General features: G+C 67.5%; 14 protein-coding genes. 10 read left to right on the top strand and 4 right to left on the bottom strand.

The features are described from left to right. The first annotated feature begins 40 nt into the window (after window positions 1–40). Window positions 41–658, top strand: a complete 618-nt coding sequence (locus AC4D2W_RS02120) for a hypothetical protein (protein WP_490925260.1) — start codon at window positions 41–43, stop codon at window positions 656–658. A gap of 73 nt (window positions 659–731) precedes the next feature. Then, window positions 732–1445, top strand: coding sequence for an NADPH-dependent F420 reductase (locus tag AC4D2W_RS02115; protein ID WP_490925259.1), 714 nt, complete (start codon window positions 732–734; stop codon window positions 1443–1445). Here the strand turns inward: AC4D2W_RS02115 and AC4D2W_RS02110 are convergent. After that, the gene (locus tag AC4D2W_RS02110; RefSeq protein WP_490925258.1) at window positions 1442–2461 is read right to left on the bottom strand and encodes a zinc-dependent alcohol dehydrogenase family protein; all 1020 of its coding nucleotides are present in this window, start codon (window positions 2459–2461) and stop codon (window positions 1442–1444) included. The two genes, AC4D2W_RS02115 and AC4D2W_RS02110, sit on opposite strands and share 4 nt — an antisense overlap. A 144-nt stretch (window positions 2462–2605) precedes the next feature. Then, window positions 2606–5227, bottom strand: coding sequence for an excinuclease ABC subunit UvrA (locus tag AC4D2W_RS02105; RefSeq protein ID WP_490925257.1), 2622 nt, complete (start codon window positions 5225–5227; stop codon window positions 2606–2608). A 267-nt stretch (window positions 5228–5494) separates the two neighbouring features. Here AC4D2W_RS02105 and AC4D2W_RS02100 point away from each other — a divergent pair, with 267 nt between their 5' ends. Continuing rightward, complete coding sequence (locus AC4D2W_RS02100) at window positions 5495–6262, top strand: NADPH-dependent F420 reductase (protein ID WP_490925256.1); 768 nt, start codon at window positions 5495–5497, stop codon at window positions 6260–6262. On the opposite strand, the gene AC4D2W_RS02095 is transcribed toward AC4D2W_RS02100, so the two are convergent. Together AC4D2W_RS02095 and AC4D2W_RS02090 are read right to left on the bottom strand one after the other, a co-directional pair. Beyond that, window positions 6259–6720 (bottom strand): hypothetical protein, encoded by a 462-nt coding sequence (locus AC4D2W_RS02095; RefSeq protein WP_490925255.1) that lies wholly within the window; start codon window positions 6718–6720, stop codon window positions 6259–6261. The genes AC4D2W_RS02100 and AC4D2W_RS02095 overlap by 4 nt on opposite strands. Window positions 6721–6742: 22 nt before the next feature. Next, window positions 6743–8710, bottom strand: coding sequence for a primary-amine oxidase (locus AC4D2W_RS02090; RefSeq protein ID WP_490925254.1), 1968 nt, complete (start codon window positions 8708–8710; stop codon window positions 6743–6745). 179 nt (window positions 8711–8889) lie between these two features. On the opposite strand from AC4D2W_RS02090, the gene AC4D2W_RS02085 reads away from it, so the two are divergent. The 7 genes from AC4D2W_RS02085 (at window position 8890) to AC4D2W_RS02055 (ending at window position 16671) form a co-directional block, all read left to right on the top strand. Next, a complete protein-coding gene (locus AC4D2W_RS02085) occupies window positions 8890–9051 on the top strand; it encodes an amidohydrolase family protein (RefSeq protein ID WP_490925253.1) in 162 nt (53 codons plus the stop codon). A 43-nt stretch (window positions 9052–9094) separates the two neighbouring features. Further along, a complete protein-coding gene (locus tag AC4D2W_RS02080) occupies window positions 9095–9685 on the top strand; it encodes a TetR/AcrR family transcriptional regulator (RefSeq protein ID WP_490925252.1) in 591 nt (196 codons plus the stop codon). Between the two features lie 120 nt (window positions 9686–9805). Then, on the top strand, window positions 9806–10708 hold the full coding sequence (locus tag AC4D2W_RS02075; RefSeq protein WP_490925251.1) for an SDR family oxidoreductase: 903 nt from the start codon (window positions 9806–9808) through the stop codon (window positions 10706–10708). 157 nt (window positions 10709–10865) lie between these two features. Next, entirely contained in the window at window positions 10866–11876 is a 1011-nt protein-coding gene (locus AC4D2W_RS02070; RefSeq protein WP_490925250.1) for an AraC-like ligand-binding domain-containing protein, read from the top strand. 149 nt (window positions 11877–12025) lie between these two features. Then, window positions 12026–13585, top strand: a complete 1560-nt coding sequence (locus AC4D2W_RS02065; RefSeq protein WP_490925249.1) for an APC family permease — start codon at window positions 12026–12028, stop codon at window positions 13583–13585. 130 nt (window positions 13586–13715) lie between these two features. Then, complete coding sequence (locus tag AC4D2W_RS02060; protein ID WP_490925999.1) at window positions 13716–15062, top strand: aldehyde dehydrogenase family protein; 1347 nt, start codon at window positions 13716–13718, stop codon at window positions 15060–15062. Between the two features lie 88 nt (window positions 15063–15150). Further along, complete coding sequence (locus AC4D2W_RS02055; protein ID WP_490925248.1) at window positions 15151–16671, top strand: GMC family oxidoreductase; 1521 nt, start codon at window positions 15151–15153, stop codon at window positions 16669–16671. Window position 16672 lies beyond the last annotated feature (1 nt).

The following is a 16672-nucleotide window of genomic DNA, read 5'->3' as shown; positions in this document are numbered from 1 at the left end:
AAGGGGTGCAGCTGGGCACGGTGCGGCTAGTCTCGACTGCATGGACACGGCCGAACCGCATACGAAAGCGGGCATCAAACGCGTCGAGGTCGCGGGTCTGGGCACGGCGGTGGTGTCCGCCCTGGCCATCTGGGGCGTCTCCACCGTTCTGGGGACACCCTCCGAAGATGCAGCCGGCCGACATATGCTGCTTCACTTCTTCGGTTTGTCACGGGACAACATCTGCGGCTGGATTCTTCTGATCAGCCTGCTGGGCGGAAGCGTCGGCCTGCTGCTGCTGGCGTACGGCTTGATCGGGCGCATTCCAAAAACTTGGATCCGGAATACTGCAGGATGGACCACCTTTGCCGCAGCGATCGTGGCGTCTCCCTTTGTGGCCCTAACCGCATTCTTTGTCTTCCTGTTTGCTGCGGGAATCGGCGACCAGACAAGGTTCGAAGCCCCGAACGGGCAGTCGATCGTGGTGACGCAGGACGGTTTCGACGGGGACAGCGTGGACATCTACACCGAGCACGGAAGGTTCCACTACGTCTGGAACCGGCAGGCCACAGAGCTCAGCGGGTTCCCCCGCGTCAAAAACCGCAACTGCCACCTGACTGCAGCCGAAGGAAAACTGCTGCTGAACTGTGGAACAGAAACTGTCACCGTGACCCCTTGACCACGGTCAGGGCTGACCGGCGTGGTGAAGCAGTCCCGGGAATGCCGGCGGCAGACGCCGGGTTGCAGCAAGCATGACCACGCATTTGCCCAGCACCCCGTCCGACTCCCCCGGCCAGAGAATTCCCTCCCCATCTGACCACCTGCATGTCGCCGTGGTGGGCGCGGGACGGGTGGGCACCGCCGTCGCCCGCTCACTGCTCGACGCCGGCCACCGGGTTTCGCTCTCCGCCTCCGGGGACCCCGCGCAGCTGGCACTGATGGCCGAAATCGTTACCCCCGGCGCCGAGCCGAAGTGGACCAGTGACGCCGTGGCAGATGCGGATCTGGTGATCCTCGCGGTGCCCCTGCACCGGCTGCGGAATGTGGATCCCGCCCTGTTGAATGGCCGCGTCGTGGTGGACGCGATGAACTACTGGCCGCCCGTGGACGGCGAGATTCCGGCTTTCGCTGCGGGGACACGCGGCTCGTCCGTGGTGGTGCAGGAGATGTTCCCGGGTGCCATGGTGGTCAAGAGCTTCAACCACACCGGGTACTCCAGCCTGGAACCGGACCGCCGTCCCGCCGGCCATCCGGATCGTCTCGGCCTGGCAGTGGCCGGTGACCAGCCGGAGGCAGTCGCACTGGTCTCCGCCGTGGTGGATCAGATCGGCTATGATCCGGTTCCCGTCGCTTCCCTCAGCGAGACCTCGTTCCTGCAGCCCGGCGGACCTGCGTTCGGAGCCCGGCTTACCGCAGCGCAGCTGGCGGCACTGTCGGGCGCCCCCGCACCCGCGCCCGTGATTTAGGGGGTCAGCAGCACTTTGACGGCGCGGCGCTCATCCATGGCCTTATAGCCCTCCGCGGCGTCGGCCAGCGGAAGCGTGAGGTCGAAAACCCGGCCCGGGTCGATCGTCCGGTCCCAGATCCGCTGAATGAGGTCGGGCAAAAAGCGGCGAACGGGAGCAGGGCCGCCGAGCATGTGGATCTCGGCGAAGAACAATTCCAGCCCGGGAAGAGCGACGTCATGGGAGACACCGACAAAGCCCATGTGGCCGCCCGGCCGGGTGGAGCGCACAGCCTGCATCATTGACTCCTGCGTTCCCACAGCCTCCACTACCGAATGGGCGCCGAGCCCGTTGGTCAGGTCCTTGAGTGCGGCCACTCCCGCATCACCGCGTTCGGCGATAATATCCGTGGCTCCGAATTCACGGGCCAGCTGCTGGCGTTCGGGGTGCCGGCTAAAGGCGATAATCCGCTCGGCGCCGAGCTGCCTGGCCGCCAGGACGGCCAACACGCCGACGGCGCCGTCTCCCACCACGGCGACGGTTTTGCCGGGGCCGGCCTCGGCGGCCACGGCACCGAACCAACCGGTGCCCAGTACATCAGAGGCCGCCATCAGCGAGGGCAGCAGGTCCGCCGGCGGGGATTCCGGCGTGGCCACCAAGGTGCCGTCGGCCAGCGGAATCCGGGCGAACTGCGCCTGGGTTCCCATCATGCCCATCGGCACGGCATTGACGCATCGGCTCTGGTAGCCGGCCCGGCAGATTTCGCAGGTGTTGTCGGAGGCCCAGAAGGAGCCGACGACGAAGTCCCCGGCCTTGATGGTGCGCACCTCCGGGCCAACCTCCTCCACCCAGCCAATGTATTCGTGTCCCATGGGTGCGTTGTGGGCGTCCTCCACACCCCGGTACGGCCACAGGTCCGATCCGCAGATGCAGGTTGCTGCCAGCCGGATGACGGCGTCGGTCGGTTCTTCAATCACTGGATCGGCACGGTCCTCCACCCGCACATCCCCGGGGGCATGCAGTATTACGCCACGCATGGTGTCTCCTTCTGCGGTCGGGTTCTCTCCCTTCCAAGGACAGCACCCGCGCAGACGCATGGGTAGGTTCGGGACCCTTGGCTTCCCATTGCTCACACGGAACAGGCATCGACGCGTTCAGCGGCGGCACCTGCGCATCAGCGGTTACGGCAGGTCCAGCCGGTTCCCGGTGTTTGGCGGGCGGAGATAGCGGCCGGTGATGCTGTCGGGGCTGTGTGCAATGTCGGCGGGGGTGCCGGTGGCGATTATCCGGCCGCCGTCAGTACCGCCCCCGGGGCCGAAGTCAATCAGGTAGTCCGCGTTCGTGATCAGGTCCAGGTCGTGGTCGATGGCGATCACGGTGCCGCCCCGGTCGATGAGTCCCTGGAGCACGTTCAGCAGGACCTGCACGTCCAGGGGATGCAGGCCGATGGAGGGCTCGTCGAGCACGAACACCGTTCCGCATTGATCCCGGTCCAGGTCGGAAGCCAGCTTCAGCCGCTGGGCTTCACCGCCGGACAACGCCGTAGTGGCCTCGCCGAGCGTGAGGTAGCCCAGACCCAGCTGGGCGAGCATCCGCAGGCGGGAGGAAACCTTCTTCAGGTCCGCGGTGGCTTCCGCGGCGCGCTCCACGGTGAGGGCAAGCAGCTCGGGCAGGGTCAGTCCCGCATCCTCCGCCCCGGCCCCGGCACCTGCCCCGCCCCCGGTTCGAGCACGACGGCGGATCGCATCCGCTGCGGGTGCGTACCGGCTGCCGCTGCAGCCGGGGCAGATGATGTCGACGTCGGGCAGGAACTGCACATCCAGCGAAATCTGCCCCGTTCCGTCACAGGTAGGGCAGCGCAGGGAGCCAGTGTTGTAGGAGAAATCCCCCGCCTTCAGCCCGCGTTTTTGCGCCTCGGGGGATGCGGCGTAGGCGCGCCGGAGATCGTCGAAGGCGCCGCTGTACGTGGCGACCGTGGACCGCACATTCGCGCCCACCGGGGAGGCGTCCACCACGCTCACCCGGTCCACCCCGTCCGCGGACAGCGCCGCGACGTGGCCGGGCAGCGGGGAACCGGTGACCCCTGCCGCCAGCGCCGGGACCAGGCTCTCCAGGACCATCGTGGTTTTCCCCGATCCGGAGACACCGGTAACCACCGTCAGCCGGCCCCGCGGAAACTCCACTTCCAGTGCCTGAACGGTGTGCAGGGGCCGGGTGGCGAGCCGGATGCTGCCGTGGTCGAACTCGCTGCCGGGTTCGGGCGGAGTGCGGACCAGGATCTTCTGCGCACCGGTGATGAATCCGGCGATCCGCGAGCCGGGAACCCGCAGCGCGGCCTCCAGCGGCGCGGAGGCGACGATTTTCCCGCCCTGCGCCCCGGAGCCGGGACCGATTTCGATCAGCCAGTCCGCTGCCCGGAGCAGCTGGACGTCGTGATCCACCATGACCACGGAGTTGTTGTCCGCCAGCAGGGCGTGCACCACGGACAGCAGCCCGTCGATGTTTGCCGGGTGCATTCCGATGGACGGTTCATCGAGCACGTAAAGCACTCCGGTGGTGCGGCTGCGCACGGCCCGGGAGAGCTGCACCCGCTGGCGTTCGCCGGTGGAAAGGGTGGACGAGGCCCGGTCCAGGGTGAGGTAGCCCAGCCCGAGCCGGATCAGCTGCCGCGCGGCGTCGAGCATCTGGGACACGATGCTCTCGGCCATCGCCGTCAGCGACAGCGGCATCGTCGTCGGGACGTTCTGCGCCCAGGTGGTGACCTCGGCCAGACTCTTCGCCGTTGCCTGCGCCAGATTAATGCCGCCCAGGAGGGAGGAGCGGGCACGTTCGCTCAGGCGCGTGCCGCGGCAGTCGGGGCAGACCTGCACGCTCAGGAACCGGTCGATGCGGCGCAGCCCCTTCTCGGTTCCGGCTTTGCGCAGCGCCTCCTCGACGGCGTCCCTGGCATTGCGGTACGTCATGTTCAGTTCGAACAGCTTGCCGTTTTTCGCCGGATACAGGATCCGCCGCTTCTCCGGCGGGCCGTGAAACACGATCTCCCGCTCCCGCCCGTCGAGATCGCTAAACGGAACATTGGTACGCACACCCATTTCTCCGGCCGCCTGCGAATTTCCCGCCAGTCCGAACAGTGACCAGGGCACCACTGCGCCGTCGTCGATGCTCAGCGATTCATCCGGGACGAGGGTGGACTCGTCAACCTCGCGGACGACGCCGGTGCCGCCGCATCGGGGACAGGCTCCTTCGCTGTTGAACGCGAAAGACTCCGCACTCGGCGGCGGAAACACCGCTCCGCAGACCGGACAGGTGAGATCCGCATCAAGGGCGACGTCTACCGTCGGCTCCAGGTGGTGTCCGTTGGGACATTGATGACTGCCCAGACGGGAGAACATCAGCCGCAGGCTGTTGAGCAGTTCCGTGGAAGTGCCGAAAGTGCTGCGTACGCCCGGCACCGGCGGCCGCTGCCGCAGGGCAAGCGCGGCGGGAACATGCTCCACGCTGTCCACCAGGGGCCGTGCCGCCTGGGTCAGCCGGCGCCGGGTGTAGGCGGAGAGAGCCTCAAGGTACCGCCGAGACCCTTCCGCGTACAGCACTCCGAGGGCCAGGGACGATTTGCCGGACCCGGACACCCCCGCCACGGCCACCAGCTGCCCGAGCGGCACGGAAACATCCGCGTTTTTGAGGTTGTGCACCCTGGCCCCGCGCACCTGGATGGTTCCCGGCACACTCTGGCGTCCGGCGGCCGGTTTTCCTGCCGGCTTTCCCGCCGGCGTCGGGTCGTGTGGTCCTTTCAGGGCGCTCATCATGGGCCGCCTTCCGGGGTCGGTGGAGCTTCGGTCACATCACGACGACGTGCTTGAGGTCTGCATCACGGGTCCCTTTCGGTTGCGGCTCCCCGGGACGGTGTCGGACGGCGGCGCAGGAGTTCCGGGGGTCGTTCCATGGTTTCGCCCCGTGAGGCAGTCGTCCAGAGCCGGTGGAACATCCTGCATTACCCTGACGATCACGGAACCGATGTCCCGCGGGGGAATTCCCCGCCCGAAGGATGGCTTGAACTGAGGTAGGACACTGTGCAGGAACTCCCCTGCCAGGTCAGCTCAACTTTGTCGAAGGAATATGCAATGCCAACACTGGGAATTATCGGAAGCGGAAACATCGGATCAGCAGTCGCGCGGCTCGCGGTTGCCGCAGGCATGAACGTTGTCATCGCGAACTCGCGGGGACCTGAGACGCTCTCGGACTTGATCGACGAGCTCGGACCGCTGGCCACCGCCGGAACGGTGGATGACGCCGCGAAGCTGGGCGACGCCGTCGTACTTTCCATTCCGCTGAACGCGGTCCGGAACCTTCCGGACGGATTGCTGGCCGGCAAGATCGTCCTGGACACCAGCAACTATTACCCGTCCCGGGACGGACGAATCGCCGAACTGGATGACAGCACCGTCACCACCAGCGAACTGGTGCAGAGCTGGCTTCCCGGAGCGCAGTACGTCAAGGCGTTCAATAACATCCTGGCCCATCACATTCCGCTTCTTGCCCGCCCGTCCGGGTCCGCGGACCGCTCGGCGCTGCCCGTCGCCTCCGACGACGACTCGGCCAAGGCAGAGGCGGCGGCGCTCATTGACGCGTTGGGGTACGACGTCGTGGACGCCGGTACCGTCGCCGAAAGCTGGCGGTTCGAGCCGGATTCCGCGGGCTACACCCGCCTCTACCTCGCGGATGCGAGCACACCCGACGACCAGCTCATGAGCTCGGTTCCCGGCACCACCCCGAAGGAGAAGGTCCGGTCCGCGCTGGGCTCGGCCACTCGGGTGAACGTGGCCGAACGCGTCTTCTAGGCACGAACCGGGCAGCTGGAGGCGGACTTCCTGCCGCCCAGGCGGCGGGCGGCAGCGTCCGTCCGCCGCAGCCAGGCGGCGGCGAGCATCGCCGCCGCCAGCTCCCAGGCAACGAGCGCGAGCATGGTAAAGGTCGCTTGAGCGCCGGCGCCGTCCGCAGCAACCGCGGCCGCAGGTACTCCGCCGTGCTGATGTCCGGCTCCTCCTCCGCCCGCAGCCAGCAGCAGCACCGCATGGACCGCGACCATGGCCAGCGCGCCGCCCATCATCATCCGCGCGGCGCCGACTGAGCCGGACCGCCACAACGGCAGCACGCAGGGCAGGCACATCAGCGCCATCAGCGCCATCCCGGCCGACAGCAGTCCGGCATGCTGTCCGGCCATTTGAAGATGCAGTGCGGCGGAGAGCAGGGCCGCCCCGGCGCAGGCCCGGGCATGCAAGCCGGGGCCTGCGGCCACGCCCGTCACCGCCGCCAAGCCGCTACCGGTGGCACTGCCCGCCGGATTCCGGCGCGGGCACGTCCAGCACGGGCGAGCGGTCAAAGAAACCTTCGGGCCGCAGCTTGAAGCCCGTGGTGTCCACCGGCATGATCGGCCAGTCCTCCACCCGCGGGAAATGCGTCAGGCCGAAGGTATGCCAGAGGACAATGTCCTGTCCGTCGATGTCGCGGTCCGCCTGCACCCACTCCGGCAGGCCGCCGCCGCCGGAGTGCTGGTTGACGAAGTCACCCGTCGGGTAGCGCTGGGATTCATCCCGCCGAGTCACCCACAGCGCCTTGGAGGCGAACGTCGCCCGCCGGTAGATGGAGGAATCCTCGTCCGCGAGCAGAGTGGGCTGACCCTCCGGATGCAGCTTGTAGGCCACCGGATGGCCCAGCCGGTTGGTCTTTTCGGGGTTGGAAACCACCCAGGTGCGCCCGACGGCGGATTCGGCGTCGCGGGCGGCCTCCGACTCGCGGGCCAGCACGGTCCGCTTGCGGGTGAAGGCGTTGCCGCGCGGGTTTTCCGCACTCACGGGGACGCGCACGGCGTCCTCCTCCTCAACCCGGCCGGGGCCGCCGTCGAGCGCGAAATCCAGCCGGGCACCGAACAGGTGCTGGTGGAACGGAGCGCCCAGGCCGGGCGCCAGCTCGGAGGCGTAGGGGTAGTCCTTGCCCGGGTAGGCGCTGGTGAAGACGACGCCGGTGGCCTTGGCCTCGAATTCAATGGTGCCGTCCAGGTACAGGTACCAGTAGAAGCCGTAGTCGTAGTTGCCCACGGTGGTGAAGAAGCTGATCACCAGGCGGCGGTTGCGGCGGGTGTAATTGATGCCGGACCACAGGTCGGAGTGCTTCGAGAGGATGGAGGCGTCTTCTTCGTGCATGCAGATGCCGTTGCGGATGGTCCGCGGATTGCCGCGCGCATCGGACACCGTGGGCGAGATGTAGTGGATTTCCCCCAGGCAGTCGCAGCCCAGTTCCAGCGAGTTGGCGAACTGGCCCACCAGGTATTCGCCGGTGTCGAAGTAGTTCTGCCAGGAGCGGGTGGGCGCCGGGTCGCCGTACGGGACCACCATTTCGACAATCGAGGCGCGGTTGAGGATCCGGCGCACGGTGCCGCCGTCCTCGAAGCCGATGTTGTGGAGCACCAGGCCCTCGCGGACGTCAAAGCCCACGTCGAGGTGCCACTTTTCCCACTCGACGTGGTTGGTGCCGGTGACGGTGAAGCTCGGCCCCTCCGGCTGCGTGATGCTGATGGGTTTCTGCGTGGTGCGCACCGGCCCGGTCAGGGACGGGTCGGTGTAGTTGCCGTGTTCCGCGGGCACCGGCACGGCCCCGAAGTCCAGCACCTGGTCCACGGTGCGGGCGGTGACATCCACGTATCCCACGAGCCCGTCAATGGGGTGTGCCCACGCGGAATCTTCGGCGGAGGTCTGCAGAAAGGCCAGGCCGCGCAGGATCCGCCGGCCCTTCTCCTCCGGGTATTCAAAGACGCCGGCCGAAAGCGGTGCCACCCGGACCTGTGCGACGTCGAGCCCGCGCTTCTCCAGCGCAGCCAGCCAGTCCGGGTCGGTGGAGAGGATCTGCTCCACCACCTCGAATTCCTCCTCCAGCACGGGCAGTTCGCCGGTGACCTCAGTGTCCAGCACGGCGTCGCTCACCACTGCGCGGGCGGTGGCGGAGACGACGACGTCGTGCGGCTTGCCGCCCGCGGTGTCCAGCAGGAAGACGCGGAAGCGGCGGTCCGCGGGGGTATCCGGATCCGCACCGTTGCTGTCCCGGGGCGGATCGACCAGGCCCAGGTAGGCAATCCGGGCGGTGTCCGGAAACAGGCCGGCCGCCTCGAGGGCTCCGCGAACGGCGGTGATTTCCTCCGGAGTAGCCAGTGCGTAGGCGCTCGCCGGCCCTGTGACAGGTTCGTGGAGGGCGTCGGCGGCCGTGGGATTGGCGGCGGAATGGCACGAGCTCATGGAGTCTCCGGTTCTGCGAGGCGGTTTTTCTATGGTTGTAGACAATAACCGTGAGTGACGCAGGTTACAAGGGTGGGCCGGCTCCGATGATCAAAGGCTTGCGCGCATCGGCAAGAGTCTGTCGCCTGCTGCCAAGACCCGCAGCCGGCCGCCATTGAAGCTGGGTGGAGCGGGTCGGGATGCTTCGGCAGGGTTTGTCCGCCGATTTCGTTGTGCTGGACCGGAACATCTTCAGCATCGACCCCGGGCAGATCCACGCGGTGCAGGTGCAGCAGACCTGGTTCGAAGGCAGGCTTGTGCACGAGGCGGCGGAGCAGGTGAGTTCGGCGGCCGTAGGATAAGCGGTGGCAAGGCGGCCGTGGGGGCCGGCGCCGGAAGGGAAGCATGCCAAAGATCGTGGACCATGAACGGCGGCGGGCGGAGATTGTGCAGACCACCTGGCGGATGATCGCCCGGGATGGCCTGGACAGAGCCACCCTGCGGGAGGTGGCAGCCGAGGCCGGATATGCCAATGGGGCAATCAAGCCGTACTTCCCCGCTAAATCGGACCTGTTGGAAGCCACCTTCCGGCACGTTTTCTCCCGCACGAACAGCCGCGGTGCAGCTGCCACGCAGGGGCTGGACGGTTTCGAGGCCCTGCGGGCTTTCTGCCTTGAAGTACTTCCCCTGGATGCGGACCGGCTTGACGAGGCGCGGGTGGTGATTGCCTTCTGGCAGCTGGCGCTGCACGATCCGGCGCAGGCCGAGGTCAATGATTCTGCGATGCTTCAGTGGCGCAGCAGCATCCGCGGATGGCTGGACACGGCGCGCGGTGCGGACGACGGCGACGGGCGGGCCCCGGTGCACACCCTCGCCGAAACCCTGCTCACCTTTTTGCTGGGCGCACAGGTGGCTGCGGTGTTTGATCCGGACTTCAACTCCCCCGACCAGCTCGTCGCCCAGCTGGACGGGCAGTTGGACTTAATGCGCCGGTAATTCGGCTCCTCTGGGACGAAGAAGCAAAAAATACGGACTTTGCATTATTCCACGTCCGTCCTGATACTGGCAGGCTTGAACGCCGGGCTACCTTTCGGCCCCTTTCAAGGAGATGTCTTTATGCACGTTTTTGTTACCGGCGCGTCCGGCTGGGTTGGTTCCGCGGTTGTCCCTGAGCTCCTGGCGGCAGGACACCGGGTAACCGGCCTTGCCCGTTCCGAAGCTTCCGCCGACGCCCTCCTCACGCTCGGCGCATCCGCACACCGGGGATCCCTTGAAGACCTCGACGTACTCCGCGCCGGCAGTGAGAAGGCAGACGGCGTCATCCATCTGGCCTACCGGCACGACATTGCTTTCTCCACCAATCCGGCACTCGCCGCAGCAACGGATCTGCAGGCCATCGAGGCAATCGGGGCCAGTCTGGCGGGCTCGGACCGCCCGTTCGTCATCGCCACGGGACTTGGTGGACTTCCTGCCGGACGCACTGCCACCGAACAGGACCGGGCGGCGGAGGACCGCCCCGGGGGCCTGCGAGCGGAGGCAACGGCGAGGACCCTGGACTTCGCCGACCGGAGGGTCCGCGCTTCAGTGGTGCGGCTGCCCCCGAGTGTCCACGGCGCCGGCGACACCGGATTCATCTCGACACTCGTACATATTGCCCGGGACAAAGGCACGTCCGCCTATATCGGCAACGGCGAGAACCGGTGGCCCGCCGTGCACCGTCATGACGCGGCCCGCCTCTTCCGGCTGGCGTTGGAAGGCGCGCCGGCCGGTTCGGTGCTGCACGCGGTCGACGACGACGGTGTGACCCTGCGCGCCGTAGCCGAATCCATTGGCCACCAGCTTGGACTACCCGTCATCTCGGTCTCCCCTGCGGATGCCGGTGCCCACTTCGGCGGACTGGCGGGACTCCTCGGCAGCGATCTGCCTGCCTCAAGCTCGGCCACCAGGGACCTGTTGGACTGGCAGCCCGTCCATCCGAACCTGCTCGGGGACCTCAGCGGCGGACACTACTTCGCCTGATCGCCCCGCCACACCCCCCGCTCCTGGAAAGGCTGCCCGGCAGTGCACGGGAAGTTCGACACAGGGAGAAAAACTTCGACAACGCAACGGAAAAAGCGTAAGTTTCCTCTAGTGTGATCTGCTTCACGGAAGAGCTGTGGGCAGCGAAAGGACGGCCATGACAACCCTGCTTCCTGCCGCCCCCGCCCGCAGGGCCACCGCACCGGCCCCTTCGGCCGAGACAGCACCGTCGAGCCCCGTGGTCCGCGCCCAGTCCTTTCCGGAGTGGAAGCGCCTGATCTCCCAGTCCTTCGTCCCGCTCGAAACCTCTCCGGCCGGAACCCGGCCCGAGGCGTCGTTCACCGGTCAGCTGACCAGCCACCAGCTGCGCGAACTGGCCATTGTGCAGGTGGATGCCATGGCCCACGCCGTCGAACGCACGCCCGAATTAATTGCCGCCGGCGGATCCGGGTTCTACAAGCTGAACCTGCAGCTCTCCGGCAGCGGGGTGCTGCGCCAGGGCGGCCGGGAAACCGTGCTGACCACGGGTGAGCTGGCCATTTATGACACCGGCCAGCCGTACACCCTGCGCTTTGACGAGAGCTTTTCCACCCTAGTGCTGATGTTCCCCAAGCACCTGGTGGGACTGTCCGCGGAGCAGATGAGCGGGCTGACCGCCCTGCCGCTGGGAAGGGAACACCGGCTGGGCCGCGCCGTCGTGCCGTTCCTGACCCAGACCGCACGAATGCTCCCCGAGCTCGACGGGCCGATTGCGCACCGGCTGGCCATGAACACGGTGGACCTGCTGGCCACCCTCCTCGCTGACGAGGCCTATTCCAGTCCCGCGGCGGAGGGCGGCAGCCAGGCGCGGATGCTGCGCCGGATCCAGCTGTTCATCGACGGGCAGCTCTCCAACCCTGACCTCTCCCCCGGCTACGTGGCCGCGGCGCACTACATTTCCACCCGCAGCCTGCACAAACTCTTCGAGGACAGCGGCACCACCGCAGCCGCCTGGATCCGCGAGCGCCGGCTGGCCGGTGCCCGGCACGACCTGGCCGACCCCCTGCTGGCCGACGTGCCGATTTCCGCCATCGGCGCCCGCTGGGGCCTGCCGGACCCGGCGCACTTCAGCCGAATCTTCCGCGCCGCCCACGGCTGCTCCCCCTCCACCTACCGCCAGCGCACCTGAGGACTCCAGCACCTGAGGGCACCGCCGCCAGTGCACGGTTCGCCAACCAGTGCTCACTGAAAGCCAAGCCGCCCGACTATGACTTACACCACAGTGGAGTAAGGCCCGTCCCGGGTGTATCAGCTCCAATCCGTCCGCAGGAGATCACCGTGTCCACATCCCCCCAGCAGCCCGGCGCGGGCACCACCCTGGGGCAGCGGCGCCTCGGGGTGCCGGCGCTCGTCTTTATGATCATTGCCGCCTCAGCTCCCCTGACCGTGGTGGCCGGCGGCGTGACGAGCAACTATGCGGTCACCGGCCTGCCCGGCATTCCGCTCTCCTTCATCGTGCTGGGCGCAGTGCTGCTGCTGTTCTCCGTGGGCTACTCGGCCATGAGCCAGCACGTGCACAATGCCGGCGCGTTCTACGCCTACATAGCCCGCGGGTTGGGCAAGCCCGCCGGCGTGGGCGCCGCCTGGGTGGCACTGCTGGCGTACAACGCCATGCAGATCGGCATCTACGGGATGTTCGGCTTCGCTGCGTCGTCCTTGATCACCGGCCTGACCGGCGCCGAACCGGCGTGGTGGATCTGCGCCCTGGGCGGGTGGCTGGTGGTCGCCCTGCTGGGTGTGAACAAAGTGGACCTTTCCGCGAAGGTGCTGGGCGCCCTGGTGGCGCTGGAATTCCTGGTGGTCATTGTCTATGACCTGATCTCCGTCGCAGCGGCACCGGAAGGAGTCAGCGCCGCGTCCCTGGCGCCGTCGGGCCTGTTCACCGCCGGTGTAGGTGCGGCCCTGGCATTCTCCATTGCCGCGTTCATGGGTTTTGAATCCGGTGCCATCTACAACGAGGAAGTGAAGGACCCCCGCACCACCGCGCGCCGGGCCACCTTCATTGCGATTGTCATCATCGGAGCGTTCTACGCGTTCTCCGCGTGGGCGATGTCCGTGGGCGAGGGCGGCAGCCGGGTCATTGCCCGCACCACCGAACTCGGCCCCGACCTGGTCTTCGCGTTCCTGGCCGAGCGCGTCCCGGCCTGGGCCGTGGACCTGTCCTCCCTGCTCTTCGTGACCAGCCTGCTGGCAGCCCTGGTGGCCTTCCACAACGTGGTGGCCCGTTACTTCTTCGCGCTGGGCCGGGAAGGCGTACTGCCCGGCGCCCTTGCCCGCACCAGCCCCCGCACCCAGGCACCCGTGGCCGGGTCCCTGACCCAGTCGGCAATCGCCGTCGTGGTCCTGGCCGTCTTCGCAGTTGCCGGAAACGGGCATGAATCCGGGCCGATGTTCCCCGTGCTCACACTGTTCACCTGGCTGACCAACATGGGCGCCTTCGGCCTGGTGCTGCTGATGGCCCTGACCTCCTTCGCGGTGGTGGGCTACCTGAACCGGCATGCAGCCTGGTACGGAGCCTGGACCCGGCTGGTGGCGCCGACGACGGCGGGCATCGCCCTCGCTGCCGTGTTCGCAATGATTGTGGCCAACTTCGATGTGCTGATCGGACTGCAGGAGGCCAGCATCCTGGGCTGGCTGCTGCCGGTGATCGTACTGGTCCCGGGGGTCCTCGGAATGCTGTGGGCAGTGGGGCTGCGGGGCCGCCGTCCGGCGGTCTACGCCGGAATCGGCTACGGCGGGGATGCTCCGGCTCTCCCTGCACAGGGACAACGTCTGCAGGGCGTGCACGTTTCGCCAAGCACTGCTCACGCAAAGCCAAACGGTGGCCCTATGTCGTAAGACACAGTTAACCAAGGACCCCGGCCGCCAGCCAGCAAAGGAGCAGGACATGCCTCTCGCCGACTCGAAACTTTCCTCATACCAGGACCTCCTGGACACGATTGCCGCTCCCGGCGAGGGCCGGGACATCATGGACCCAGCCACCGGTGAACTGGTGGGCAAGGCACCCTTGCACACCGTTGATGACCTGGAACAGGCCGTCTCCGCCGCCCGTGCCGCACAACCGTCCTGGGCCGCCCTCGGCCATGCCGGGCGCCGCGAGGCACTGAACCGCGCAGCCGACGCCATCGAGGCCGCGGCCGAAGGGCTGGCGGAACTCCTCTCCCGTGAACAGGGCAAACCCCTCAACGGCCCCAACGCCCGCTTCGAGGTGGGCGGTGCCGCCGCCTGGCTGCGTGCCGCGGCGTCGTTCGATCTGGAGCCCGAGGTGCTGGTGGACGACGACGGCGGCCGCGCCGAGCTGCACTACCGTCCCCTCGGCGTCGTGGGGGCCATCGGCCCCTGGAATTGGCCGATGATGATCAGCGTCTGGCAGCTCGCCCCGGCCCTCCGGATGGGCAACACCGTGGTGATGAAGCCCTCCGAATACACCCCGCTGTCCGTGCTGGCCCTGGCCGCCGTGATCAACCAGGCCCTGCCGGCGGACGTCCTGCAGGTGGTTTCCGGCGGCCGCGACGTCGGCGAGGCCCTGTCCGGCCACCCGGACGTGGACAAAATCATGTTCACCGGCTCCACCGCCACCGGCAAGGCAATCATCCGCTCCTCCGCGGACACCGTGAAGCGCCTGACCCTGGAACTGGGCGGCAACGACGCCGGCATTGTGCTGCCGGACGCCGATCCGCTGGCCATCGCCGAAGACCTCTTCTGGGGCGCATTCATCAACACCGGCCAGACCTGCGCGGCCATGAAGCGCCTCTACGTACACGAGGACATTTACGACGACGTCGTCACCGCCCTGACGGACGTCGCCAAGGCCATGCCCATGGGCGTGGGCCTGGACGAAAACAACGTGCTCGGACCGCTGCAAAACCGGGCACAGTACGACATTGTCGCCGGGCTGGTGGAGGCCGCCCGCAACTCCGGTGCCCGCATTGTGCTCGGCGGCAACCCGGAGACGGATCAGGCCGGATACTTCTACCCGACCACTCTGGTGGCGGACATCGACAATGACAACCCGCTGGTTGCCCAGGAACAGTTCGGTCCTGCCCTGCCGATCATCCGCTATTCCACCGTGGATGAAGCGGTGGACATGGCCAACGGCCTGGACGTGGGTCTGGGTGCCTCCGTGTGGTCCTCGGACAAGGATGCCGCCCGCGAGGTGGCTGCCCGGATTTCTGCCGGCACCGTGTGGATCAACAAGCACGGCACCGTGGATCCGCGGATCCCGTTCGGCGGAGCCAAGCAGTCCGGCTACGGCCTGGAATTCGGCGTCGAGGGCCTCAAGCACCTCGGCGCCCCGCAGGTCATCAGCTACTAACCCCCCATACTGCGGTGCCGGGACGTTTCCCCCCTCCGGCCCGGCACCGCGCCTTTTTCCCGCCGCTTCGCCTGAAAGGCCCTTCTCCGTGGATTCCTCCAGCTACATCGTCATCGGCGCCGGTTCGGCCGGCTGTGTTCTGGCCCGCCGGCTGCTGGACGCCGGACACACCGTCACCGTCCTGGAGGCCGGGGGCGAAGACACCAACCCGATCATCGCCAACGTGCACGAGGCCGGCGGGCTCTGGCACGGTCCGGAAGACTGGGACTATTACACGGTGGAGCAGACCGGCGCATCGAACCGGCGCATCCACCTGCCCCGCGGCAAGGTGCTCGGCGGGTCGCACGCACTGAACGCGACCATCTGGGTGCGCGGCGCCAAGGCCGACTATGACACCTGGAACTACCTTGGCTGCCCGGGCTGGGGCTGGGAGGACGTGCTGCCGGTGTTCCGCGCCGTCGAAAATTACGACGGCGGCGCCTCCGATACCCGCGGCGGCGACGGCCCGCTGGACGTCGTGGGGGATTTCCCGATGAACCCCGTACAGGAGTCCATCCTGGCCGGCGCCGCCGAAATGGGTATCAAGATCAACGAGGACTATAACTCCGGGGACGTCGAGGGCGCCTCGAAGATGCAGCTGAACATCCGGGACGGCAAACGCTTCAACACCTGGCATGCCTACCTGCGTCCAGTGGCGGAGGACCCGCGCCTGACCCTGATCACCGGTGCCACGGTCCGACGGCTGCTGATCGAGGACGGGGCCGTGACCGGCGTCGAGTTTGAGCAGGGCGGCGAGGTGAAGACCCTGCATGCGGATGAGACCCTGCTGGCCGGCGGCGCGGTCGGCTCCCCCGAAATCCTGCTGCGGTCCGGCATCGGCCCGGCCGAGGAACTGCGCGCAGCGGGCGTCGAACCTGTGCTGGACCTGCCCGGTGTCGGCAAGAACCTGCACGATCACCTGCTCTCCCCCGTCATTTTCACCACCACCGCCAAGCCCGTGCCTGCTCCGGAGGTGGGAGCGGCGGAGACGCACCTGTTCTGGAAGTCCCGGCCCGATCTGGCCGTGCCGGACACCCAGCCGATCCATTTCTCCCTGCCGATGTACTTCCTGGACTCGATGAGCGGTCCGGAGAACGGGTTCTCCCTGGTGGCCGGCATCGTCCGTCCGCTCAGCCGCGGAGAAATCACCCTGTCCGGACCGGCGCCGGAAGATCCCATCCGCATCGACCTCGGTGCGCTCACCGAGCAGGCCGACGTCGATTCCCTGACCGCCTCGGTGCGGCAGTGCCGCGAACTGGGCCGTACCTCGGCACTGGCCGGGGAATGGGGTGCCGAAGAAATCTACCCCGGGCCTGAGGTGTCGGACAGCGCCGAAGATCTGGAACAGTACGTGCGGGACACCGCGGTGACCTATCACCACCAGGTCGGCACCTGCAAAATGGGCCTGGACGCCCTGTCCGTGGTGGATCCGCGGACCATGCAGGTGCATGGGATGCCGGGCCTGCGGATTGCGGATGCCTCGGTCATGCCGCTGGTGCCCACGGGCAACACCAACGCACCCACCATCATGATCGCCGAGCGCGCCGCCCAGATGATCCTCGCGGGCTGAG

The sequence above is a fragment of the Arthrobacter sp. TJ-58 genome, from assembly GCF_058269295.1.
This window is presented reverse-complemented; position numbering and strand designations above follow the sequence as displayed.